This window comes from Micromonospora sp. NPDC047644 (assembly GCF_040704315.1).
GTDB lineage: Bacteria > Actinomycetota > Actinomycetes > Mycobacteriales > Micromonosporaceae > Micromonospora.
Map to the genome: position 1 here is coordinate 89,573 of NZ_JBEYSY010000014.1, position 23,003 is coordinate 112,575.

A 23,003-nucleotide genomic window follows, 5' to 3' on the forward strand; every position below is an offset into this window, starting at 1 on the left:
CTGTCCAGGAGCGAGGAACAGGCCGGCGCACCACACAAGGACCGCGTCCCGTGCCGGTGGGTACGGGACTGCGGACGGGCACCGCGTCGTACGGGTGCGGCGCGTCGGGCGGTCCCCGCACAGGCATGCCGTGTCCGGGGTCTTTGCTGGCGTAGACTGTCGGCGATCCAGCGCTGGTCACCTGGGATTCAGCACCGGCGTGGTGACTGAGCGAGGGGGATCGGGCCGGACCGCTCCAGTCGACGTCGACGGGCCGCGGGCCGGAGATGTAGCGGGGGGAGCGAAATGGCCGTCCACGGTCCCGCGATGACGGACGTTGCTCGTCTCGCCGGTGTCTCCCATCAGACGGTGTCGCGGGTGCTCAACGGGCACCCCAACGTCCGTGAGCAGACCCGGCTTCGGGTACGCGCGGCGATTGCCGAACTCGGCTACCGCCCCAACGGCGCGGCGCGCGCCCTGGTGACCGGTCGATCGCAGGTCATCGGTGTGGTCGCGCAGAACACGACGCTCTACGGCCCGGCTTCGCTGCTGGCGGCGCTGGAGCAGACCGCCGCCGAAGAGGGCTTCGCGGTCAGCGTCGGCAGCGTGCGAAACCTGGACCACCGCTCCATCTCGGCCGCCGTGGAGCGGCACCTGTCGCACCGGGTCGCCGGCATCGTGGTCATCGCCCCGGTCGAGTCGGCCGGTGAGGCGCTGGAGCGACTGCCGAAGGACGTTCCGCTGGTCACGGTCGACGGTGACCCGAGTCGGCCGGTGCCGTTGGTGACCGTCGACCAGGTGGCGGGGGCCCGGGCGGCGACGCAACATCTGCTCGACGCCGGGCACCGCACCGTCTGGCACGTCTCCGGGCCGACCGACTGGTTCGACAGCGTGGGTCGGATCGACGGTTGGAGGCAGGCGTTGCTGTCCGCCGGGCTGGAGCCGCCGCCGCCGATGCCGGGGGACTGGTCCGCGGCGTCGGGTTACCGGTGCGGGCAGATGTTGGCGCGAATGCCGGAGGTCACCGCCGTCTTCACCGCCAACGACCATCTCGCGCTGGGCGTGCTGCGCGCGCTGCACGAGTTCGGTCGGCAGGTGCCGCACGAGATCAGCGTGGTCGGCTTCGACGACGTACCGGAGGCGGCGTACTTCATTCCGCCGCTGACCACCGTCCGCCCGGACTTCGACGCGGTGGCGCGTGCGAGCCTGCAGATGCTGCTGTCGCAGATCGAGTCGGGCACCGGCGGGGCGCTGCGGCAGACCATCGCCCCCGCTCTGGTCGCCCGCGAGAGCGTCGCTCCACCTCGTCGCTGACCGTCGGCGCAACCCCAGGTCGCCCCGCCTGGTGCGGGGAGCGACCGCGCTGCGGCGGCGTACGGGTCCGCGCCGGCGTGCGCGAATTCGGTTTCCTCGTCCGATAAGACGTGGCTCGATGGGTCGCACCGTGTAACCAATCGATGACAAGCGATACAAAGCCGTGCAGGTATTGAACCTCGTGAAATGTCGCCGTAACATGATGAGCGTCTCTGTTAACGCTAACAAAAATTGGCACCCAACTATCGGCGTACCGACCAGAGATCGGCGTCACGGGCGGGCGTCACCGACAGGAGGCTCGATGAACCGCAATACCCGAGGTCGTCGCTGGGGGAGCGTACTGGCGGCCGGACTACTGCTCGCCGGCACCCTGGTCGGCCTTCGTGCCCCGGCGGCGCAGGCGCTCGACAACGGCGTGGCCCGTACGCCCCCGATGGGTTGGAATTCGTGGAACTCGTTCGGCTGCAACATCAACGAGGCGCTGATCCGGCAGACGGCTGACGCGATCGTCAGCAGCGGCATGCGCGACCTGGGCTACAACTACGTCGTGGTCGACGACTGCTGGTTCAACCCCAACCGGGACAGCTCCGGCAACATCCAGGGCGACCCCACCCGGTTCCCCAGCGGAATGAAGGCGCTCGGCGACTACCTGCACGCCCGGAACCTGAAGTTCGGCCTCTACCAGGTGCCGGTCGACAAGACCTGTGCCCAGTACTTCGGCTCCTACCCCGGTGCGACCGGCAGCCGCGGCCACGAGGTGCAGGACGCCCGCCAGTTCGCCGCCTGGGGTGTCGACTTCCTCAAGTACGACTGGTGCTCGCCGGAGGGCAGCATCAACGACCAGGTGGCCACCTTCGCCAAGATGCGTGACGCGCTGGCCGCCACCGGCCGACCGATCGTCTACAGCATCAACTCGAACAGCATCCACGCCAAGACCGGCCCGCAGCGCAACTGGGGCGACGTGGCGAACATGTGGCGAACCACCGAGGACATCACCAACGCGTGGGACACCGGCCAGACCAACGGGTACCCGATGGGCATCCAGAACATCATCAACGTGACCGTTCCGCTGGCGTCCTACGCGCGCCCGGGAGGGTTCAACGACCCCGACATGATGGAGGTCGGTCGCGGCGGCATGAACGACACGGAGATGCGCAGCCACTTCGCCATGTGGGCGATCATGGCGTCTCCGCTGATCGCCGGCAATGACGTGCGGAACATGAACGCCGCCACGCAGACCATCCTCAAGAACGCCAACCTGATCGCGATCAACCAGGACTCGCTCGGGTTGCAGGGGGCGCAGGTGTCGTTCGACGGCACGCGTCGGGTGTTGGCCAAGCCGCTCGCCAACGGTGACGTCGCCGTCGCCCTCTTCAACCAGGGCGGCTCGACGACGACGATCTCGACGACGGCCGCGGCCATCGGCAAGTCCGGCTCGTCGTTCACCCTGGTCGACGCGTGGACCGGCGGCACCAGCACCAGCAGCGGGACCATCAGCGCCAGCGTCCCCGCGCACGGCACCGTGGTGTACAGGGTCAGCGGTGGCGGCACGACTCCTCCGACGACGCCTCCGCCGACCACGTCGAGCGCGTATGCCAGCGCCGCCTCCGGCCGCTGCCTCGACGTGCCGAACAGCAACACGACGAACGGCACGCAGCCGGTCATCTGGGACTGCAACGGCGCCGCCAACCAGCGCTGGACCAGGAGCGGTCAGACCCTGCAGTCCCTGGGCAAGTGCCTGGACGCGCCGTTGAACGCCGCGGCCGGATCCAAGGTGCAGATCTGGGACTGCAACGGCGGGACCAACCAGCAGTGGGCGGTCAACGCCAACGGCACGATCAGCAACGCGCAGACCGGGCTCTGCCTGGACGTCAACGGCAACGCCACGGCCAACGGCACCACGGTGATCCTCTGGACCTGCACCGCGGCGGCGAACCAACGGTGGTCGCAGCGGTAGTCGACCGGGGTCGCCGAGCACCGAAGTCGCGGCGGCCCACCTGATCCGACGGTGCTGCCGATGCCCGTGGACGACAGATGTCGTCCGCGGGCATCGGTCTGTAGAGTGCTGCCGACGACCACGCTGAGTTGCCGAGTCCTGCCCTTCCGGTGGATCGGCCACATGGCTACGCTCGCCTGGATGCTCCGTTACGAGACCGTGACACCGGTATTTCGGATCTGGTGTTGACGCAATCTATGTGAGCGCTAACACTACCCGAAAGATGACAGTGGGCCCCGGCAGTCGGCGGGGGAGTCCAGAGAGGAGAAGCCCGTGGGCAGGAAATTCCTGGTTGCTCTCGGCGGCGCGGCACTCGCGCTGAGTTTGGCGGCGTGCAGCGGCGGGGGTGCGGGCAGCGGTGAGAAGTCCGGCGACGAGAAGCCGAGCGACCTGACCATCGGTGTCTCGATGCCGACCCAGACGTCGGAGCGGTGGATCGCCGACGGCAACGCGGTGAAGTCGAAGCTGGAGGCCAAGGGCTACAAGGTCGACCTCCAGTACGCCGGCGACGACATCCCCACGCAGTCGCAGCAGGTCGACCAGATGATCACCCAGGGTGCCGATGTCCTGGTGCTCGCGGCGATCGACGGCACCGCCCTCAGCAGCCAGCTGCAGGCCGCCGCGGCCGCGAAGATCCCGGTCATCTCCTACGACCGGCTGATCCGCGGCAGCAAGGACGTCGACTTCTACGTCAGCTTCGACAACTACAAGGTTGGCGTCGCCCAGGGCACCGCGCTGCTCGTCGGTCTCGGCCTGCTGAACAAGGACGGCTCGAAGGGCACCGCCAAGGGGCCACTGAACGTCGAGCTCTTCGCCGGGTCGCTGGATGACAACAACACCCAGTACTTCTACGGCGGCGCGATGGACACGCTGAAGCCGTTCATCGACAACGGGACGCTGGTCGTCAAGTCCAAGCAGACCACCCCCGAGCAGGTAGCCATCCTGCGGTGGCAGCAGGAGACCGCGCAGAAGCGGATGGAGAACCTGCTGACCTCCAGCTACAACGACGGCTCGAAGGTCGACGGGGTGCTCTCCCCGTACGACGGCATCTCCCGCGGCATCATCACCGCCCTGCAGAACGCCGGCTACGGCAAGGGCGCGAAGAAGCTCCCCGTGGTGACCGGCCAGGACGCGGAGATCGCCTCGATCAAGCTGATCAACGACGGCGTGCAGAGCTCCACGGTCTTCAAGGACACCCGGCTGCTGGCCGAGCAGGCCGTGAACGCGGCCGAGGCCTTCCTGCAGAAGAAGGAGCCGCAGGCCAACGACACCAAGACCTACAACAACGGTGTCAAGGTCGTCCCGGCGTACCTGCTGCCGATCGCGACCGTCTACAAGGACGACATCAAGGCGACGCTGATCGACTCCGGCTACTGGACGGCGGAAGAGGTAGCCGCCGGTCAGGCCAAGAAGTAAGCCACTCGTCGGGCCCGGCGGTCACACCCGCCGGGCCCGACGCCTGGGCGCGTACCGCGTCCAGACCTGACGGAGGACAGTGACCATGGACGACACCATCCTCGAGATGCGTCGCATCACCAAGACCTTCCCCGGCGTCACCGCGCTGGAGGACGTCACCCTCGCAGTGCGCCGCGGGGAGATCCACGCCATCTGTGGTGAGAACGGCGCCGGCAAGTCCACCCTGATGAAGGTGCTGTCCGGCGTCTACCCGTCCGGCTCGTACGACGGCGAGATCCTCTTCGACGGCAAGCCGATGCAGTTCCGCGGCATCCGCGACAGCGAGGCCAACGGCATCGTCATCATCCACCAGGAGCTCGCTCTGGTGCCGTACCTGTCGATCGCGGAGAACATCTTCCTCGGCAACGAACGGCGCGGCCGCAGCGGCCTCATCGACTGGAACTTCGCCAACGCCGAAGCGGCGAAGCTGCTGGCGTCCGTCGGGCTGCACGAGAACCCCGTCACCCCGGTCATCCAGCTCGGTGTCGGCAAGCAGCAGCTGGTGGAGATCGCCAAGGCGCTGTCGAAGAAGGTGCGCCTGCTCATCCTGGACGAGCCGACGGCCGCGCTCAACGACATCGACTCGGCGCACCTGCTCGACCTGCTGCGGGCGCTCAAGGAGCAGGGCATCACCTGCATCATGATCTCGCACAAGCTCAACGAGATCACCGCCATCGCCGACTCGACCACCGTCATCCGTGACGGGCGCGCCGTGGAAACCCTCGACATGAAGTCGGACGAGGTGACCCAGCAGCGGATCATCCGCGGCATGGTCGGGCGCGACCTGGACAGCTTCTACCCCGACCGGGAGTCGTCGCCGGGTGACGAGGTCCTGCGCATCGAGGACTGGACCGTGCGGCACCCGGTCCAGGACCGGATGGTCGTCGAGGGCGTCGGGCTGTCCGTACGCGCCGGCGAGGTCGTCGGCATCGCGGGCCTCATGGGCGCCGGCCGGACCGAGCTGGCCATGAGCGTGTTCGGTCGGTCCTACGGGCGCGACATCCAGGGCCGACTCTTCGTCCACGGGCGGGAGGTGCAGGCGCGCTCCGTCGCCGAGGCGATCGACAACGGCATCGCCTACGTCACGGAGGACCGCAAGCACTACGGGCTCAACCTCATCGACGACGTGCGGCGCAACGTGTCCGCCGCCGCGCTGGGCCGGCTGTCCCGCCTGGGCTGGGTGAACGGCAACGAGGAGATCAAGGTTGCCGAGACGAGCCGCAAGGAGATGAACATCCGCACGCCGAGCGTCATGGCGGTGGTCGGCAAGCTCTCCGGCGGCAACCAGCAGAAGGTCGTGCTGTCGAAGTGGCTGTTCACCGACCCGGACGTGCTGATCCTCGACGAGCCCACCCGCGGTATCGACGTCGGCGCCAAGTACGAGATCTACACGATCATCAACCGGCTGGTGGCCGCCGGTAAGGCGGTGATCGTCATCTCCTCCGAGCTGCCGGAGCTGCTCGGAATGTGCGACCGCATCTACACCCTCGCCGCCGGCCGGATCACCGGCGAGATGCCGGTGGCCGAGGCGACTCAGGAGAGCCTCATGGAGCTGATGACCAAGGACAAGGAGCTCGTCGGATGACCAGCATCAAGACCCCTTCGACGGAGCGCCCCACGCCCCCGGACAGCGCGCCCGGCGCGGCCCTGCACAGCGGGACGAGCGACCTGCGGGCGCTGGTGTTGAACAACCTGCGGCAGAGCGGTATCTACGTCGCCCTGGTCGTCATCGTCGCGCTCTTCGCGGTCCTGACCGACGGGGTGTTGCTGAGCCCCGGCAACATCACCAACATCGTCCTCCAGTACTCGTACATCCTGGTCCTCGCGATCGGGATGGTCATCCTGATCATCGGTGGGCACATCGACCTGTCGGTCGGGTCGGTCGTCGCACTCACCGGAGCGGTCTCCGCCGTCCTGGTGATCCAGCAGGGTCACCCGTGGTGGATCGGCGTCGTGGCCGCGCTGGTCGTCGGCGTCGCGGTCGGCGCGTGGCACGGCTTCTGGGTGGCGTACGCCGGCATCCCGGCCTTCATCGTGACCCTGGCCGGCATGTTGCTGTTCCGGGGTCTGACGCTGCGGGTGCTCGACAACATCTCGCTGTCGCCGTTCCCGTCCGAGTACCAGCAGGTCGCGGCGGGCTTCCTCAACGGCCTGCTCGGTGGGCAGGGCTTCGACGCCTTCACGTTGCTGATCGGCGCCATCGCCGTGGCCGGGTACGCGGTCAGCGGCTTCCGCACCCGCGTGGCGCGTATCCGCTACCAGCAGCCCGTCGAGTCGTTCCCGCTCTTCGTCGCCCGGGTCGTGCTGGTCGGCGCGGTCCTCATGTACTTCGCCTGGCAGCTGGCGCACGCCCGAGGGCTGCCGATCGTGCTGATCATCCTGGCGGTTCTGGTGCTGGTCTACGGCCTGCTCACCCGGCGTACCGTCTTCGGTCGGCAGGTCTACGCGATCGGCGGCAATCTGTCGGCGGCGGCGCTCTCCGGGGTGAAGGTCCGCACCGTCAACTTCTGGATGTTCGTCAACATGGGCTTCCTGGCGGCGGTGGCCGGCGTCATCTACTCGTCGCGGTCCAACGGCGCCCAGCCTGCCGCCGGCAACATGTTCGAGCTGGACGCGATCGCCGCTGCCTTCATCGGCGGTGCGGCGGTCACCGGTGGCGTGGGCACCGTGGTGGGCGCGATGGTCGGTGGTCTGATCATGGCGGTGATGAGCAACGGCATGCAGCTGATGGGCATCGACCAGTCGACCCAGTCGGTGGTGAAGGGTCTGGTTCTGCTCGTCGCGGTCGCCTTCGACGTCTACAACAAGCGTCGCGCCGGCACCGCCCGCTGACCCCCGCGCAAAACCCGGAAGGGCCCCTGACCGCGACACGGTCAGGGGCCCTTCGGCGTTCCCACCAACTCCGCGATCTTGCACTTGCTGTCGACGATCTGCGGCTTATGCGGCATAAGCCGGGACAGCAAGTGCAAGATCGACGAGGTGGGGTGGGGTGGGGTGGGGTGGGTGGGGGTGGGGTTAGTGGCAGGTGGTGGTGCCGGTGTCGGTGTAGGTCTGGCCGGCTACCGGTACGAACTGCCAGTCGTAGCTGTTGGAGTGCAGGGTGAACTTCAGTAGGCCCCACGCCGAGCTGTTACGCGCCTCGCTGTTGGGCTGGATGGTGCCGAAGCCGTAGTGTCCGGCACCGCCCATCCCGGCGACGAAGCTGCGTAGACCTCGGCTGGAGTCGGCGACACCGGCCGGGTTCATCGGGGCGAACCGCTCGTACACGTGGTTGTGCCCCCAGACCACGACGTCGGCGTTGTAGTCGTAGAGAGCCTGGTACAGCGGGCGCGTCGACGTCGACGGCGCGTGGTTGGAGCTGGACGTGAAGAGCGGGTGGTGCCAGTACGCGATCGTGCACGGCTTGCTGCTGGCGGCCAGGTCCGCGCGCAGCCACTGCTCCTGCGTCGAGCCGGCCGACATGCTGATGTTCGAGTTCAGCGACACGACGTGCCAGTTGCCGAGGTCGAACGAGTAGTACCCGCGACCGCTCGGGCCGGCCGACGTACCGAAGTAGGTGTAGTAGCCGCTCGCGCCCGACGTGTTGTAGTCGTGGTTGCCCGGCGACGGGCGGGTGCGCGACTTGTGCCGACCCCAGGTGGGCTCGTAGTAGTTGGTGAACTGCGACGCCGTCCCACTGTCGTAGACGTTGTCGCCGGTGGTGAAGACCGTTCCCGGGATGCTGTCGAGCAGCGTCGCGGTGGCGCTGTCGCCGGAGCCCGAGTCGGCGATGTCGCCGGCGCCGACGAAGACCGGGTCGCCCGACGGGGGCGGCGTGGTGCTGCCGGTGGTGACCACGAGTTGCGGAGCGTCGGCGCCACTCTCGCGGGTGTCGTAGTAGGCGCCGTCACCGCTGGTCGAGGTGGCACCGAAGCTGTACGTGCCGTTGCCGGTGACAGCGGCGGTGACGTCGACCTCGTACCAGCTGTTGCCGCTGACCGCGCCGATCGTGCCGAGCGTGGCCCCGTCGATGGCCGGCTGGTTGTTCCAGGTGGTGCCGGTCTCCGACCAGGTCGTGTTGGACATCCGGCGGAACGTGCCACCGGCGTCGCTGCCGCTGTTGCCGCTGATCGTGCGCAGCCGCAGCCTGGCGCTGGTCACCGTGCCGCTGACACCGCTCACCGTGAAGCGCAGGAACGAGCGCCGCACCGGCGAATTGTCGACCACGACCTGGGTGGACGTGCCGTAGTTGGTGGCCGCCGTGTCGCTCTGGACGTAGGTGTCGGCGACGGGCGTGAAGGTCACGCTCGCCGCCGACGCCTCGCCGGCGCCGGTCACGACGACGGCGGCGGTCGCGGCGACGATCACCGTGACCACCCCCAGCGTCACCGACGGACGGGGGAATCGAATGTCCATGCAGGACTCCTTACCTCGTGGGAAGAGCGCAAGGAATGTAGGAGAGACGACGGACCGGCGGACCACAGTCGAATGAACAGTACGCTCAGCCAGTTAAACATCTCGATGTTTGTCGGATGTTCATCCGCCGCACGCCTGGCGCTCCCCGGCGGAGCCTTGCCGCCCCTGCCCTCAGTCGCAACGATGGCTGACCGTCAGCTACCGACCCGAGGAGATGCTCGTGTACCTGTCGACCGTCTCCCGACCGGTCGCCGACGAACCCGGATCGGGCCCCCGCCGCCGCCGGTTCACGATGGTCAGCGGCAACGTCGTCGCGCTCGGCACGGTCAGTCTGATCACCGACGTGTCGGCCGAGATGGTGGCCGCGGTCCTGCCGCTCTATCTGGTGCTGGGCCTGCATCTCAGCCCGGTGGCCTTCGGCGTGCTGGACGGCGTCCACACCGGCGCCACCGCGCTGCTGCGGGTCGTCGGTGGTTTCGCCGCCGACCGGTTCCGGCGGCGCAAGCTGATCGCCGGCATCGGGTACGCGCTCTCGGCGGTCGCGAAGCTCGGCCTGCTGCTGGCCGGTCGGTCGATCCCGGCGATCGGCGCCGTCATCGCCGTCGACCGGATCGGCAAGGGGGTGCGCAGCGCGCCGCGGGACGCGCTGATCACCCTCTCCACGCCACCGGAGGCGCTGGGTCGCGCGTTCGGGGTGCACCGGGCGATGGACAGCGTCGGCGCGTTCCTCGGGCCACTCGCCGCGTTCGCGGTCCTGCTGGTCGTCGGGCAGTCGTACGACGCGGTGTTCGTCACCAGCTTCTGCATCGCCGCTCTGGCCGTGGTGGTGCTCGTGCTCTTCGTCCGGGAGCAGCCACCCGGCGAGGTGGTGAACGGCGAGGTGGTGAACGGCGAGGTGGTGAACGGCGGGGCGGCGGACGAGACCAACGAGGCGAAGGTCTCCGTCCGCGAGGCGTTCGGGCTGCTGCGCGGCGGACCGGCCCGGCGGCTGGTGCTGGCCGCCGCGATGCTCGGGCTGGCCACCATCGGCGACGGCTTCGTCTACCTGCTGCTGCAACGCCGAATGGACCTCGGCCTGCGCTGGTTCCCGCTGCTCGCGGTGGGAACCAGCCTGGCGTACCTGCTGCTCGCTGCTCCGCTCGGCGTGCTCGCCGACCGGATCGGTCGTCTGCCTGTGGTGATCGGCGGCTACACCGCCCTCGGCGCGACGTACCTGCTGCTGGCCGGCCCGGTCGACGGGTGGCCGCTGATCGCCCTCGCGCTGACCCTGTACGGCGCCTTCTACGCGGCCACCGACGGCGTCCTCATCGCGCTCGCCGGTCCGGTGTTGCCGGCGCGGCTGCGGACCACCGGAATCGCGTTGGTGCAGACCGGGCAGGCCCTCGCCTACCTCGTCTCCTCCGTGCTGTTCGGCCTGGCCTGGCAGGCGTGGGGGCCGGAGAACGCGATCCGCGCGGCGGCCGTGGCCGTCGCCGGCGTCCTGCTCGGCACGCTGCTCCTGCTGGCCTCCCCGTCCCGACTCACCACCCGGAAGGTGTCCCGATGACCGCGATGTCGACCCGAGCGAAGCTCGGTGTGGTGGTCGCCTCGGCCGTGCTGCTGGGCGCGGTGGCGGCCGGCTACGCCGCGACGGCGGCGGAGACGGCCCCGCCGCCGCCGGCAGCCAGCGGGGAGCAGGCGGTCACCCTGACACCCGGGCCGCGCCTGCTGGCGATCACCGACCGGCACGTCTCCACGGTGGCCGCGACCGACCCCGCCGGGCCGCGCACCGTCGCCGGCCTGGAATGCCTCCGGGTGTACGCCGCAGCCGGCACCGGGGTCTGCCTGAAGCCGGAGACCGCCTGGTCATACCAGGTCGTCGTGCTCGACGCGACGCTGCGCCAGACCCGGGCGGTGAGCGTGCCGGGTCTGCCGAACCGGGCCCGGGTCTCGGCGTCCGGCCGGATGGTCTCCTGGACCACCTTTGTCGGCGGCGACTCGTACACCTCAGGTGGTTTCTCCACCCGCACCGGGATCCTCGACAGCCGCACCGGTGCCACTGTGTCGTCGCTCGAGGAGTTCGCGATCACCCGGGACGGTCGGGCCTACCGCAACCCGGACGTCAACTACTGGGGTGTCACCTTCACGGCCGACGACAACCGCTTCTACGCGACCATGTCGACCGGGGGCAAGCGCTACCTCGTCCGGGGTGACCTCGCCGCCCGTAGGGTCGAGACGCTGAAGGAGAACGTCGAGTGCCCGTCGCTGTCACCGGACGGCACCCGGCTCGCGTTCAAGGAGGCGGTCGACGCCGACCCGGCGAAGGGCTGGCGGCTGTCGGTCCTGGACCTGGCGAGCATGCGGGTCACCGCGACCGCCGAGATCCGCAGCGTCGACGACCAGGCCGCCTGGCTGGACAGCGGAAAGCTCGCCTACACGCTGCGCCGCGACGACGGCCAGCCCGACGTGTGGAGCGTCCCGGCGGACGGGTCCGGTGCGCCGGCGCTGGTGATCCCCGGTGCCGAGTCGCCGTCGCCGTTGACCTGACGGGTCGTCCCGGGCCCGGCGGCCCGGACACCTGAACGCCTTGGCGCGGACAGCATTCCGTCATGTCGGATTCCGCCGCGCAGCCATCGCCGTTCATCGACGTTCCCGAGGCTGTTGACCATGACAAGGCTGAGCCGTCGCATCTTCGTCCTTGGTGGACTCGTGACCGCCGGAGCCGCTGTGACACCTCTCCAGGGTGCCCGTGCAGCGGTGCCGTACCCCTTTAAACTCGGTGTGGCGTCCGGTGACCCGGCGCCCGACAGCGTGGTCCTCTGGACCCGGTTGGCACCCTCCCCGCTCAACGCCGACGGGCAGGGCGGCATGGCCAACGCCGACGTGACCGTGGAGTGGCAGGTGTCCACCACCGACCGGTTCACCTCGCTGGTCGCCTCCGGCTCGGTGGTCGCCCGCTACGCCGACGCGCACTCCGTGCACGCCATCGCGGGCGGCCTGGCCGCCGACTCCGACTACTTCTACCGGTTCCGGGCCCAGGGGCAGATCTCGCCGGTCGGGCGGACCCGGACCGCCCCGGCGCCCAGCGCCTTCGGTCGCGATCTGGTGATGGCCTTCGCCTCCTGTGCCCACTACGAGGCCGGCTACTACACCGCGTACCGGCGGATGGCCGAGGACAACCCCGGTCTGATCCTGCACCTCGGCGACTACATCTACGAGGGCGGCGTCGGCAGCTCCACGGTGCGCCAGCACGTCGGTGCCGAGATCGTGTCGTTGGCGGACTACCGCCGCCGGTACGCGCTCTACAAGTCCGACCCGGACCTGCAGGCGGCCCACGCGGCGGCGCCCTGGCTGGTGGTGCCGGACGACCACGAGGTGGAGAACAACTACGCCAACATGGTCCGCAACGACAGCAGCCCCACGCTGACCGCCGCCCAGTGGACCGCCCGGCGCGCCGCCGCGTACCGGGCCTACTACGAGAACATGCCGCTGCGGCCGGCGTCCGCCGCCAGCGGCAACAGCATCCCGCTGTACCGGCGGGTCCGGTGGGGGCAACTCGCCACCTTCCACATGCTCGACACCCGACAGTTCCGCGACGACCAGGCCTGTGGCGACGGCTGGAAGGTCTGCGCCGACGCCGACCTGGCCTCCCGGTCACTGACCGGCGCCACCCAGGAGGCCTGGCTGCTCGACGGGCTGGCCCAGCGCTACGGCACCTGGGACATCCTCGGCCAGCAGGTCTTCTTCGCCCAGCAGCTCGACGCGAACGGGGCGGCGAGCATGGACGCGTGGGACGGCTACCGGGCCTCGCGCAGCCGCATCCAGGGCGGTTGGCAGCAGCGTGGGGTGCGCAACCCGCTGGTGCTCACCGGCGACGTGCACCGCTCGTGGGCCAACGATCTCAAGGCCGACTACGTCAACCCCAACTCGGCCACGGTCGGCACCGAGCTGGTCTGCACCTCGATCAGCTCGACCGGCAACGGCAGCGGCAGCACCACCGTCCCGAACGCGGCGGCCAACCCGCACCTGAAGTTCTACTCGGACCGGCGCGGCTACGTCCGTACCACCATCACCCGCAGCCAGGTCCGCGCGGACTTCCGCGCGGTGAACACAGTGACCGAGCACGGCGCGGCGGCGTCGACCGTGCGCTCGTTCGTCATCCTCGACGGCCAGCCCGGCCTGCAGGCCGGGTAAGGGAGACAGCCACCATGACCGCGATCACCGCACTGCTCACCGCGTCCCTGCTGATCCCGAACGTGGTTCCCGGCCCGACCGCCATGACCGCCGAGGCGGTCACCTGGACCACCGCGAACAGCGTCGCCACCGGCGACCAGGACCGGCCCTCCATCGCCATGAACCGCAACGGCCACGTCGCCGTGGTCTGGGAGGACGACCGGGACAGCACCGCACCGGAGGACGACACCCACAGCGAGATCTACCTGCGGCTGTTCCGCGACGGCACACCCGCGTACGAGCTGAAGCTCTCCGGCGGGGGAACCAGCGGGGCCGCCTGGCGGCACCTCAGCCCCGACGTCGGGCTCGACGACCGGGGCAACGCCGTGGTGGTGTGGGCCGCCGACGGCGACGGCAACGGCGTCTACAACATCCAGTACCGGGTGGTGTCGCCCGCCGGCGCGGTGCTCGGCTCGGGGCAGGTCAACGCCAGCGACGCCGGGCAGCAGATCTGGCCGAAGGTCTCGGTCGACCCGGACGGCGCGCCCACCAACGCCGCCGCCGTCGGCTTCACCGTGGTCTGGGAGGACGTGCAGGGCACCGCCCCCGCCACCGTCAAGGCCGCCGGCTTCACCGCCGCCACCACCAAGGCGTACGAGGTGACCGCCTCGCAGACGACGGGCTCGCACCACCGTCCCGACGTTGCGGTGTCCGCCTCCGGCGAGGCGCTGGTGGTCTGGGACGAGGACGCCGACGCCAACGGCTCGTACAACATCGGGCTGATCCGGCTGGCCCGGTCCAACGGTGCCGTGGCGCTGTCGCGGCGCACGGCCAACGCGCAGAGCGGCGGGCAGCAGCAGCGGGCCTCGGTGGCGGCGAACTTCGCCGGTGACTTCACCGTCGGGTGGGAATCCGACCACACCGGCACCCGGGGTGTCTGGGCCCGATCGTTCACCGCCGCGGGCGCGGCCCGGCACGACGAGGTTCCGGTCTCCACCGCAACCGGTGCCATCGCTCCGGGGGTCGGCATCGACGATCAGGACAACGTGGTGGTGGGCTGGACGGTGTCCGGCGTCAACCCGGACGTCTGGGCACGTGGCCTCAACCCGGACGGCACGTCCACCGGCCGGCTGGCGGCGCAGGCGCTGAGCCAGACCACGACGGGTCGCCAGGAGCACGTCGCCGTCGCCGCGTCGCCGTGGGGCGAGGTGAGCGTCTGCTACACCGACGACAACGACGGCAACACCTTCGACCAGGTGCTTCTCGGCCTGGGTACGACGAACTCCACCTGGCTGATGTCCGCCGACGAGTTGCGCCGGCTGAAGGCGCGGGCGGGCGTCACGGCGCACTGAGTCGGGCGGGCTCCGACCGCCGAAGTCGCGGTGTCCCCGGTACATGGGCATACCGCGACTTCGGCAGTGGGCCCCGCTGGGAACCTCCGGCCAGTCACGGCGGGATCAGCCGAAGAGCAGGTCGAGGTGGGCGTCCAGTGCCCCCAGCGCCTGTTCGGCGGTGTACTGCCCGCCCAGCAGGTAGACGCCGAGCCCTTCCATCAGCGCCAACAGGCCGGAGGCGGCGGCGACGCCGTGCCGGTCGGGCAGGACGCTGGCGATGAACCCGGTGAACTGCGCGGTGTCCTCGTGCAGGCGGGGCGCGGTTGACGGTCGCACCGCCGTGTAGGCGAGGAACGCGAGCGCGACCCGCCCGTTGTCGCGGGTGCCGTCGTCGAGTGGCAGCAGCGCGGCGAGCATCGTACGCAGCAGCAGTCGAGGTGGCGGGGTCTCGCCCAGCCGTGCCACCGCCTCGGTGACCCGGCTCTGGCTGCGCTCCCGCACCACACTCAACGCGAAGGCCATCATCTCGTCCTTGGTCCGAAAGTAGTGCTGGACCATTCCCGCCGACACCCCGGCCTCGGCGGCCACGTGTCGAAGGCTGACGGCCTCCAGGCCCTGATCCGCGGCGACCCGCATCAGCGCGTCCGCGATGAGGGTGCGTCGCACCTGGTGATCGACCTTCTTGGGCATGGCCTCGATCGTTTCACAGTGGGTGGCCCGGAGACTCCGCCAGCGCGGGTGGTCACCGGCTGACGGTCTGGCTCACCGGAGTGCCCCGCGCGCTGCGGAGCAGGCCGTCCGGGTCGTCGGCGTACAGCCGCAGCTCGTGCACCGGCGTGGACCCGGCTCTCGGCAGGTCGAAGGTCAGCGGCCGGCGCAGTAGGACGTCGATGCTGGTCTGGCTGCCGACCGAGATGGACACCACCCGCCGGTCGCCCTCCTGCTCGACCTGCACCGATCTGCTCGACGGCAGCGAGCGGTAGCGCTTGCGCAGCGCCTCGACGTCCGTCCACGGGATCCAGATGTCGATGCCCGAGCTGAGCCGCACCCGCAGGCCCCGATCGCCCACGACGTGGGGGTGGATCGTCATGCTGGCGAACAGGCCGATCATCCAGAGCAACCCCCAGATGCCGAGGCCCAGCACGATCCAGCGGGCGGGCCGCCACGGCACCACGTGGGTGACCACCACGTCGAAGATCGGGATCTCCACGACCGACAGGCCGATGAAGATGCCCAGGATCGGCTTGACCACGCCGAGGTAGCCGAACGGCTCGTCGCCGGGCCCCAGCGGCAGTGGACGACGCCGTGCCCACACATAGAGGCTGCGCCACGTCGCGGCCTCGGCCTCGGCGGCCCGACGCAGCAGCGGGCCCACCCGCGCCCTGGTCGGGGTCTTCGTGTCGGTCATGGTCGTCCTTCTCGCTCGGGGGCCGACGGTTTGTGCGGCGTGACCGTTCCGGCGCCGCCGTCCACCGTGACGAGCTGCCCGGTGATGATGGTCCGGGTGGCGTCCGGCACGCAGATGACGGCGGGAATGCCGTACTCACGGGCCACCGTCGGGCCGTGCGCCATGATCGCGCCGGTCTCGGTGACCAGCGCCGCCGCGGTGAGGAACAGCGGGGTCCAGCCGGGGTCCGTGGTCGCGGCCACCAGCACCTCGCCGGGCTCGACGTGGGCGGTGCCCGGATCGTGCACGACCCGGGCGGGGCCGGTCACCCGGCCCGCCGACGCGCCCACTCCGGCGAGCATCCCGTCGCCGGTCGATGCCGCCGGCAGGACGGTCTCGACGTCCGTACCGTCGGAGAGCAGCGCCACCGGCACGGTCCGACGCCGCAGCTCCCGGCGGTGCACGGCCCGCCGGGCGGTCACGGTGCCGCGCAGATCCACACCCTGGTGTACGGCGATGTGCACCTCGTCGAGGGTCAGGAACATGATGTCGTCGGGCTGGTCCAGCATCGCGCGAGCGTGCAGGTCGGCGCCGATGAGCAGCAGTTGGCGACGGGTCTCGCGCAGCGGGTACAGCCCGGCGAACTTGCCGGCCTCGCGCAAGCCGGCCAACGACCGCGCCCGGCGCAACAGGAAACCGGCCATCCTGCCCCGCACCGGCCGGCTACGGCGAGCTCGGGTGACCAACTCCTCCAGCGCCGTCTCCGCCGCTGAGGCGGCCCGCTGGAAGCGCTGGTCGGGAGCCTGTTGCGGATCGGTCACCCGCAGGTAGTTGGCGACCGCGGCGAAGACCGGCGTGGGGTCCTCCGCCCAACGCGGCACCCCGAGGTCGACTTCGGCGACGCCCCGGTGCCCGTAGACGTCCAGGAACGCCGCCATGCCGATGTCGGGCAACGTCCCGTGCAGGTGGCGTGCGGCCAACTCGGCCGGCGGGGTGTCGAGGAGAAGCCGGCGGTGCTCGCCCACGCCCTGGGCGAGCCGCCACAGGGCCAGGTCCATCTCGATGGTGACGTTGTGCGGCATGCCGCCGAGCACGGTGTGGATCTCGTCCGGGCCGGCGACGCCCTTGAGCAGCGCGGTCGGCAGGGCGGCGGCGAGCATCCCGGCGACGATCGGCCACATGATCGCGTCGGCGGTGTCGTCGGCGTCGGTGTCCTGCGCCTGCACGAAGCGCAGCCGGTCGCCGGTGGTACGCAGGTCGGCGGGGGCGGCTGAGGCCACCCTCAGCTGCTCGATCGCCTCGAACATCCGGGTCCGCGCGGCCTCGGGGCGGGCCAGCGCCCGCAGGATCCCCGCCACCGCGCGACGGGCCGTCCGCAGTGACGCGGCTCCCGATGCCCCAGCGCGCCGGGTGCCGCCGCTGGTCGGGGCGAACCGGGGATCCGCCAGCACGTGCCGCATCACCGCCTGGGCGCGCGGCCCGAAGTCGACAGCGAGGAGCTTCACCAGCCGCTTGCGGGACGACGGGTCGCGGGCGAGGTCGGTCAGGTCGCCGTAGAGGCGACCGCCGATGTCGACGATCTCGACCCGTACCCCGAGCGCGGCGAGCATTGCGGCGATCTGCCTGCGCAGGGTCGACATGCCCATCGGCGTGACCGGTTGCAGCATCCCCTGGACGTGCCCGAACTCCAGGTAGACGCGGGGGAGGGGCTTCTCGCTGGGCGGTGGGGCGGGGAACAGGCTGGTGATCGGCCGGGACTGGAGGAGCCACAGCACGTCCTCCCCGTCGATCGCCCACTCGACATCCTGTGGGCAGCCGAAGTGGGCCTGCAACCGCTCGCCGCTGGCGCGGAGGCGGGCCAGTTGCGGGGACGTCAGGCAGCCGGCCTCTGCGCGCGTGACGTCGTCGAGAATGTAGTGGTCGACGGCCGCGGCACCGTCCACGACTGTGGTGCCGAGGCCGGCAGCGGCGTCGACGGCCATCTCGTCACGACGCCCGGTCAGCGGGTTCGCGGTGAACAGCACTCCGGCCACGGTGGGTGTGACCATGCGCTGCACGACGACGGCCATCCGTACCGTCTGGTGATCGATGCCGTGGGCGTCGCGGTAGGCGGTCGCCCGGTCGCCGTGCAGCGACGCCCAGCACTTCTCGATGGCGGCGATCAGCTCGTCGGTGCCGGTGACGTCGAGGACGGTGTCCTGCTGCCCGGCGAAGCTCGCGTCCGGGAGGTCCTCGGCGGTCGCGCTGGAGCGCACCGCCACCGCGCCCGCGCCGAGCCGCTGGTACGCGGCGACGACCTCGGCGGTGGGGACGACGCCGAGCCGGTGTGCCTCGGTCGTGACGCAGAAGCCGTCGGGCACCTGCTCGCCGTGCCGGATCAGCTCGCCCAGCCCGGCCGCCTTGCCACCGACCAGGGCGGTCATGGCGGCGGTCACCTCCGACAGTGCGATCACGTGCATGGGAGCCCACTCTCGTTGCAATACAACTGCATTGCATCCGACGGTATCTCGTTTGCGATTCGACTGCAATGTCACGCTGATGGGGTGCCACCTCGGCGCCGGGCGGTTGCCCGGATCTGCCATGCTCGGGCCGGTGACGACCGGTCGCCCCACCAGATCCCGCTCCCACCGCCGCCCTCGAAGCCGTGCCATCCGCATCCTGCTCGCACTCGTCGCGGTGGCGGCCCTCGTGGGTGTCGCGGTGGTCGCGGTGCCGATGCTGCGGCCGGCCGGTCCGCGCCCGCTCTTCCAGATGCCGGTGACCTGCGGCGAGACGTGGCAGCTCAGCACCTACCCCGGTCACGACGACTACGACGTCGACTTCTTCCCGGTCGAGGGCGAGACGTGGGGGCGGCCGGTGCTCGCCTCGTACGCCGGCACTGTCACCGTGGCGGGCATCAACGGCTCGTTGGGCGGCCGCAACCCGGAGAACCCGGAGGGCCCGCGGGGGCGCGGCGGCGGCTACTGGGTCAAGATCGACCACGGCGGTAAGTGGGAGACGCAGTACCTGCACATGCTCGAACCGCCACTGGTCAGCGTCGGTCAGAAGGTGGCCCAGGGTGATCAGATCGGGCGGCTCGGCAGCACCGGTAACTCCGGTGCCCCGCACCTGCACTACGAGCAGCGCCGCGGTTGGGAGAAGGTCGAGACCCATTTCGACGGCGCGCCGTCGGGCATCACCACCGACGAACGCGAACAGATCCTCCGGCGGGTGAGCAACAACTGCCCGACCGTCTCCTGAGGAATCCGGTTTGCCCCGCACGTCTCGGGGCACTGTTTCGGCAGACAGTTCTGACGCAGGGAGGAGCCGGCCATGGTCAAGGGTGACGTCGACACGTACCACGAGGACGGGCAGTGGAAGAACAAGCCGGAGGGCCACGAGCGGGCCACCAGCACGCATGACGTGAAGGCCGACGCGCAGGCCCAGGGTCGCGAGATGGCGGCCGACCGCGGCGTCGAACACGTGATCAAGAAGCAGGACGGCACGATCGGGGAGAAGAACACCTACCCCCGCAGCCGTGACCCCCGCGACATCGAGGGCTGACAGCTCCCAGCCCCGGCGCACCGACCCCCTCGGCCCTGCCGAGGGGGTCGGTGCGCTTTCGGGGGTCGGGTGCCGTGCCAGCTTTATCCCCGTACGAGAAATATGGGTGTTTTTGGGGGATATAGTCCATCCCGGTACTGGAGTGAAAGCTGGGAGTGGACATGTCGTTTCGGGGCCGGCGTCGTCCGAGCAGCATCGCCACGCTGGTGGCAGCCGTGACCGTGGGCGTTCTCGCGGTCGCGCCCCTTCCGGCGTCGGCTGCCGGTTCCGTCCTGTTCGACCAACCCTTCCACAACAACACCGCGAACGGCCTCGGCGCCGTGTCGGTGCCAGGTGTGCCCGTCGCGCTCGCGACCAACGCCGCCTGCCTCAGCGCAGCGGGCAACTCGACGATCGGGCCGCTGCTGAGCTGCACCACGTCCACCGACCCGCAGGGCTCGGGCAAACTGCGCCTCACCCCCGCCACCCTGAACCGGGAGGGCGGGGTGTTCGGGGCGGTCGGCGTGCCCACCTCGCAGGGTCTGCACGTCACCTTCAACACCTACCAGTACGGCGGCATCAGCACCGGTGCGGATGGCATCGCCTTCGTGCTGGCCGCCGTCGACCCGGCCAACCCGAGGCCCCCGTCCACCCTCGGTCAGCCGGGCGGCTCGCTCGGCTACTCGGCAGCGTTCAACGGCGCATCGGTTGGCCTCTCCAATGGCTACCTCGGCGTCGGGCTGGACGTCTACGGCAACTTCAGCAACAGCACCTACCAGGGCACCGGCTGCACCAACCCGCCGTACATCTCGACCACCAACGGGCGGGTCCCCGGGCAGGTCGTGATCCGAGGGCCGGGCCGCAACGGGGTCGGCTACTGCGCGATCAACAGCACCGCCACCACCACCTCGTCGGCGGCACTGGCGTTGCGGGCCGTCACCCGGGCCGCGTCCGTGGTGCCGGTCGAGGTGGTCGCCAACACCACCTCATCGCCGTTCACCACCGACACCGGCATTAGCGTGCCGGCCGGGGAGTACCGGGTCAGGTTCACCCCGGTAGGCGGGTCGGCGCGGACCCTGGCGGGCAGCCTGCCGGTCGTGTCGCCCAGCCTGTACCCCTCGCCGACCTGGCTCAACGCCAGCGGTTACCCACGGCAACTCGCCTTCGGCTGGGTGGGCTCGACCGGCTCGGTCACCGACTTCCACGAGGTCGACAACGCTCGGGCAGTCAGCTTCAACCCGGTGCCGGACCTGAACGTGTCACAGACCAGCTCCGTCGGCGCCTCCCCGCAGCCCGGTGACCCGGTCACCTACTCGATCACCGCCGGGGTCGACGCCGGCGCCACCGAGACGTCGCCCATCTCGGTCACCCAGACCGTCCCCGCCGGTGTCGTCCCCCGCGCCGCGTACGGCTCCGGCTGGGTCTGCGCCGCACCATCCGGACAGACCGTCACCTGCACCAACAGCAACGGCCCGTTCGCCGGCGGCACGTCCCTGCCACCCATCACCGTCGTCGCGACAGTCACCGGCGCCGGTGTCACACCGACGCAGATCCAGACCACGACAGTGGCGACCTCGTCGTCGATCGACGCCAACCCGGGCCTCGCCACCGGCACCACACCGGTCGCGCCGGCCACCGCGCCCAGCGGCATCACCGTCACCCCGGCCCAGAGCTCCGTCTCCGGAGGCATCCCGGTCACCGTGGGCGGCAGCAACCTCACCGGCGCCACCGCGATCACCATCGGTACGGCGGCCGAACAGCAGGCCGGCACGTCCGTGCTGCTGGTGCCGTGCACCGCCGGCCCGGCCGCCGGGTGTTTCACAGTGAACCCCAACGGCACCCTCGCCATCTCCTCCATGCCCGCCCGGTCCGGCCCGGCGACGGTCACGGTCAGCGTCGTCACCCGGGGCTCCGCCGGATCGGCGAACTTCGTCTACGCCTCCACGCCGGGCACACCGACCACCCCCACAGCGGTCGCGGGCGTCACCAGCGCCACAGTGAGCTGGACCGCGCCGGACAACAACGGCAGCCCGATCACCAGCTACCTGATCACCCCGATCCGGGACGGCGTCACCCAACCGACCCTCACCTTCGACGCCTCCACCACCAGCCGCACCCTGACCGGGCTCACCGCGGGCTCGTCGTACTCCTTCCGGGTGGCGGCGGTGAACGCGTTCGGCACCGGCGCGGCCAGCCCACCCTCGGCCGCCGTGGTCCCGTACACGGTGCCGGCAGCGCCGACGAACATCTCGGCCACCGCCGGCACCAACGCCGCCAGGGTGAGCTGGACCGCCCCGGCCAACGGGGGGTCCCCGATCACCGGTTACACGGTGACGCCGTACCTCGGCGCGGTGGCGCAGACACCCCGGGTCTTCGGCGGAACCGCCACGACCCAGATCGTCACGGGGCTGACCGCCGGTGCCACGTACACCTTCCGGGTGGCCGCGACGAACGCCGGCGGGACCGGCCCACAGTCAGCTTCCTCCGGGTCGGTGACCGTCAACGCGCCACCGACGCTGACCTTCCCACCGCCCCCACCCGGCAAGGCGTACGAGCCGTACCAGTACCAGCTGACGGTGACCGGCGGCACCGGCCCGTTCGTGTGGTCGGTCAGCGCCGGAAGCCTGCCCGCCGGGCTGACCCTCGACCCGGTCACCGGGCTGCTCTCCGGCACGCCCACGGTGTCCGGGACGTTCCCGTTCACCGTCCGGGTGACCGACTCGTTCGACCAGTTCGCGACCCGACCGGTCGACCTGATCATCACCCCGCTCGGTGGACTCTCCATCAGCGTCCCGGCGATCTCGGCGCTCGGCAGCGTCACCTCGGGCACCACCGGCGTCTCGGGAAGACTCGGCCCGGTGACCGTCACCGACGACCGCGGCCCGTTTTCCGGCAACTGGGTCAGCGTCGTCTCCAGCACGAGCTTCACCACCGGCTCCGGCTCGGGAGGCGAGACCATTCCCAACAGCAACATCACGTACGCCTCGGGGCCCGCCCTCGCCAGCACCGGGGTCGGATCGTTCGTCCCGCAGCCCGGGGCGGTGCTGAACACCCCGCAGGTGGCCGCGGGATGGTCCGGCCAGGCGGGCGGCCCGAACTCCGCCACCTGGAACCCCACGCTGTTGGTGACCCTCCCGCCCGGGGTGGTGGTCGGCGACTACGTGTCGGTCGTGACGCACTCCGTCATCTAGTGCCCCGTCCTACCTACCCCTACCCCGCCCCCGCCTCCTGCCCCGCCCCGCTGCGCCTCCCGCCCTGCCCGTCCCGCCGTGCCTCCTGCCCGTCCCGCCGCTCCACCGCCCCCGCCCCACCCCGCCCCGCCCCCGCCCGTCGATCTTGGAGTTGTGGTGGGGGGAGAATCGGTTTTGTTGCTCTCAAGTCGGGCACCACAAGTTCATGATCGACTCGCGGAACGATGCTGCCCGGCCGTTCCGGGGGGAACGGCCGGGCAGATGAGGTGGGGCGGTGG

Annotated in this window: 16 protein-coding genes; 12 read left to right on the plus strand and 4 right to left on the minus strand. The window is 70.4% G+C overall.

Annotated features, from left to right (window positions below):
- Window positions 1–306 precede the first annotated feature (306 nt).
- From AB0877_RS23380 to mmsB, 5 genes are all read left to right on the plus strand, one after another.
- On the plus strand, window positions 307–1,293 hold the full coding sequence (locus AB0877_RS23380) for a LacI family DNA-binding transcriptional regulator (RefSeq protein ID WP_366611441.1): 987 nt from the start codon (window positions 307–309) through the stop codon (window positions 1,291–1,293).
- A gap of 301 nt (window positions 1,294–1,594) precedes the next feature.
- Window positions 1,595–3,250: a ricin-type beta-trefoil lectin domain protein gene (locus AB0877_RS23385; protein WP_366611442.1), complete on the plus strand. Its 1,656-nt coding sequence runs from the start codon at window positions 1,595–1,597 to the stop codon at window positions 3,248–3,250.
- Between the two features lie 312 nt (window positions 3,251–3,562).
- A complete protein-coding gene (gene chvE / locus AB0877_RS23390) occupies window positions 3,563–4,705 on the plus strand; it encodes a multiple monosaccharide ABC transporter substrate-binding protein (RefSeq protein ID WP_366611444.1) in 1,143 nt (380 codons plus the stop codon).
- 85 nt (window positions 4,706–4,790) lie between these two features.
- Window positions 4,791–6,329 (plus strand): multiple monosaccharide ABC transporter ATP-binding protein, encoded by a 1,539-nt coding sequence (gene mmsA / locus AB0877_RS23395; RefSeq protein ID WP_366611446.1) that lies wholly within the window; start codon window positions 4,791–4,793, stop codon window positions 6,327–6,329.
- A complete protein-coding gene (mmsB, locus tag AB0877_RS23400; protein ID WP_355006870.1) occupies window positions 6,326–7,576 on the plus strand; it encodes a multiple monosaccharide ABC transporter permease in 1,251 nt (416 codons plus the stop codon). The genes mmsA and mmsB overlap by 4 nt, the downstream gene beginning before the upstream one ends.
- A gap of 183 nt (window positions 7,577–7,759) precedes the next feature.
- On the opposite strand, the gene AB0877_RS23405 is transcribed toward mmsB, so the two are convergent.
- Complete coding sequence (locus tag AB0877_RS23405) at window positions 7,760–9,139, minus strand: DNRLRE domain-containing protein (protein ID WP_366611448.1); 1,380 nt, start codon at window positions 9,137–9,139, stop codon at window positions 7,760–7,762.
- Between the two features lie 220 nt (window positions 9,140–9,359).
- Here AB0877_RS23405 and AB0877_RS23410 point away from each other — a divergent pair, with 220 nt between their 5' ends.
- The 4 genes from AB0877_RS23410 to AB0877_RS23425 all read left to right on the plus strand — a co-directional run bounded on the left by AB0877_RS23410 (window position 9,360) and on the right by AB0877_RS23425 (window position 14,643).
- Window positions 9,360–10,685 carry an MFS transporter gene (locus tag AB0877_RS23410; protein ID WP_366611449.1) on the plus strand — a complete coding sequence of 442 codons (1,326 nt, stop codon included), beginning with the start codon at window positions 9,360–9,362 and terminating at the stop codon, window positions 10,683–10,685.
- Window positions 10,682–11,665, plus strand: a complete 984-nt coding sequence (locus AB0877_RS23415; RefSeq protein WP_366611451.1) for a hypothetical protein — start codon at window positions 10,682–10,684, stop codon at window positions 11,663–11,665. The genes AB0877_RS23410 and AB0877_RS23415 overlap by 4 nt, the downstream gene beginning before the upstream one ends.
- 120 nt (window positions 11,666–11,785) lie before the next feature.
- Window positions 11,786–13,312, plus strand: coding sequence for an alkaline phosphatase D family protein (locus AB0877_RS23420; RefSeq protein ID WP_366611452.1), 1,527 nt, complete (start codon window positions 11,786–11,788; stop codon window positions 13,310–13,312).
- 14 nt (window positions 13,313–13,326) lie between these two features.
- Window positions 13,327–14,643, plus strand: a complete 1,317-nt coding sequence (locus AB0877_RS23425; protein WP_366611453.1) for a hypothetical protein — start codon at window positions 13,327–13,329, stop codon at window positions 14,641–14,643.
- Between the two features lie 105 nt (window positions 14,644–14,748).
- On the opposite strand, the gene AB0877_RS23430 is transcribed toward AB0877_RS23425, so the two are convergent.
- From AB0877_RS23430 to AB0877_RS23440, 3 genes are read right to left on the minus strand one after another with little or no spacing between them, the layout of a single operon-like run.
- Window positions 14,749–15,315: a TetR family transcriptional regulator C-terminal domain-containing protein gene (locus AB0877_RS23430; protein WP_366611455.1), complete on the minus strand. Its 567-nt coding sequence runs from the start codon at window positions 15,313–15,315 to the stop codon at window positions 14,749–14,751.
- Between the two features lie 52 nt (window positions 15,316–15,367).
- Window positions 15,368–16,033: a hypothetical protein gene (locus tag AB0877_RS23435; protein WP_366611457.1), complete on the minus strand. Its 666-nt coding sequence runs from the start codon at window positions 16,031–16,033 to the stop codon at window positions 15,368–15,370.
- On the minus strand, window positions 16,030–18,471 hold the full coding sequence (locus tag AB0877_RS23440; protein WP_366611459.1) for a PEP/pyruvate-binding domain-containing protein: 2,442 nt from the start codon (window positions 18,469–18,471) through the stop codon (window positions 16,030–16,032). Before AB0877_RS23440 ends, AB0877_RS23435 begins: the two co-directional genes overlap by 4 nt.
- Window positions 18,472–18,592: 121 nt before the next feature.
- Between AB0877_RS23440 and AB0877_RS23445 the strand changes: the two genes are divergently transcribed.
- The 3 genes from AB0877_RS23445 to AB0877_RS23455 all read left to right on the plus strand — a co-directional run bounded on the left by AB0877_RS23445 (window position 18,593) and on the right by AB0877_RS23455 (window position 22,725).
- Window positions 18,593–19,252, plus strand: coding sequence for a M23 family metallopeptidase (locus AB0877_RS23445; RefSeq protein WP_366611461.1), 660 nt, complete (start codon window positions 18,593–18,595; stop codon window positions 19,250–19,252).
- 72 nt (window positions 19,253–19,324) lie between these two features.
- A complete protein-coding gene (locus AB0877_RS23450) occupies window positions 19,325–19,555 on the plus strand; it encodes a DUF2188 domain-containing protein (RefSeq protein ID WP_366611463.1) in 231 nt (76 codons plus the stop codon).
- A 161-nt stretch (window positions 19,556–19,716) separates the two neighbouring features.
- Window positions 19,717–22,725 carry a fibronectin type III domain-containing protein gene (locus AB0877_RS23455; RefSeq protein WP_366611464.1) on the plus strand — a complete coding sequence of 1,003 codons (3,009 nt, stop codon included), beginning with the start codon at window positions 19,717–19,719 and terminating at the stop codon, window positions 22,723–22,725.
- Window positions 22,726–23,003: the final 278 nt, after the last annotated feature.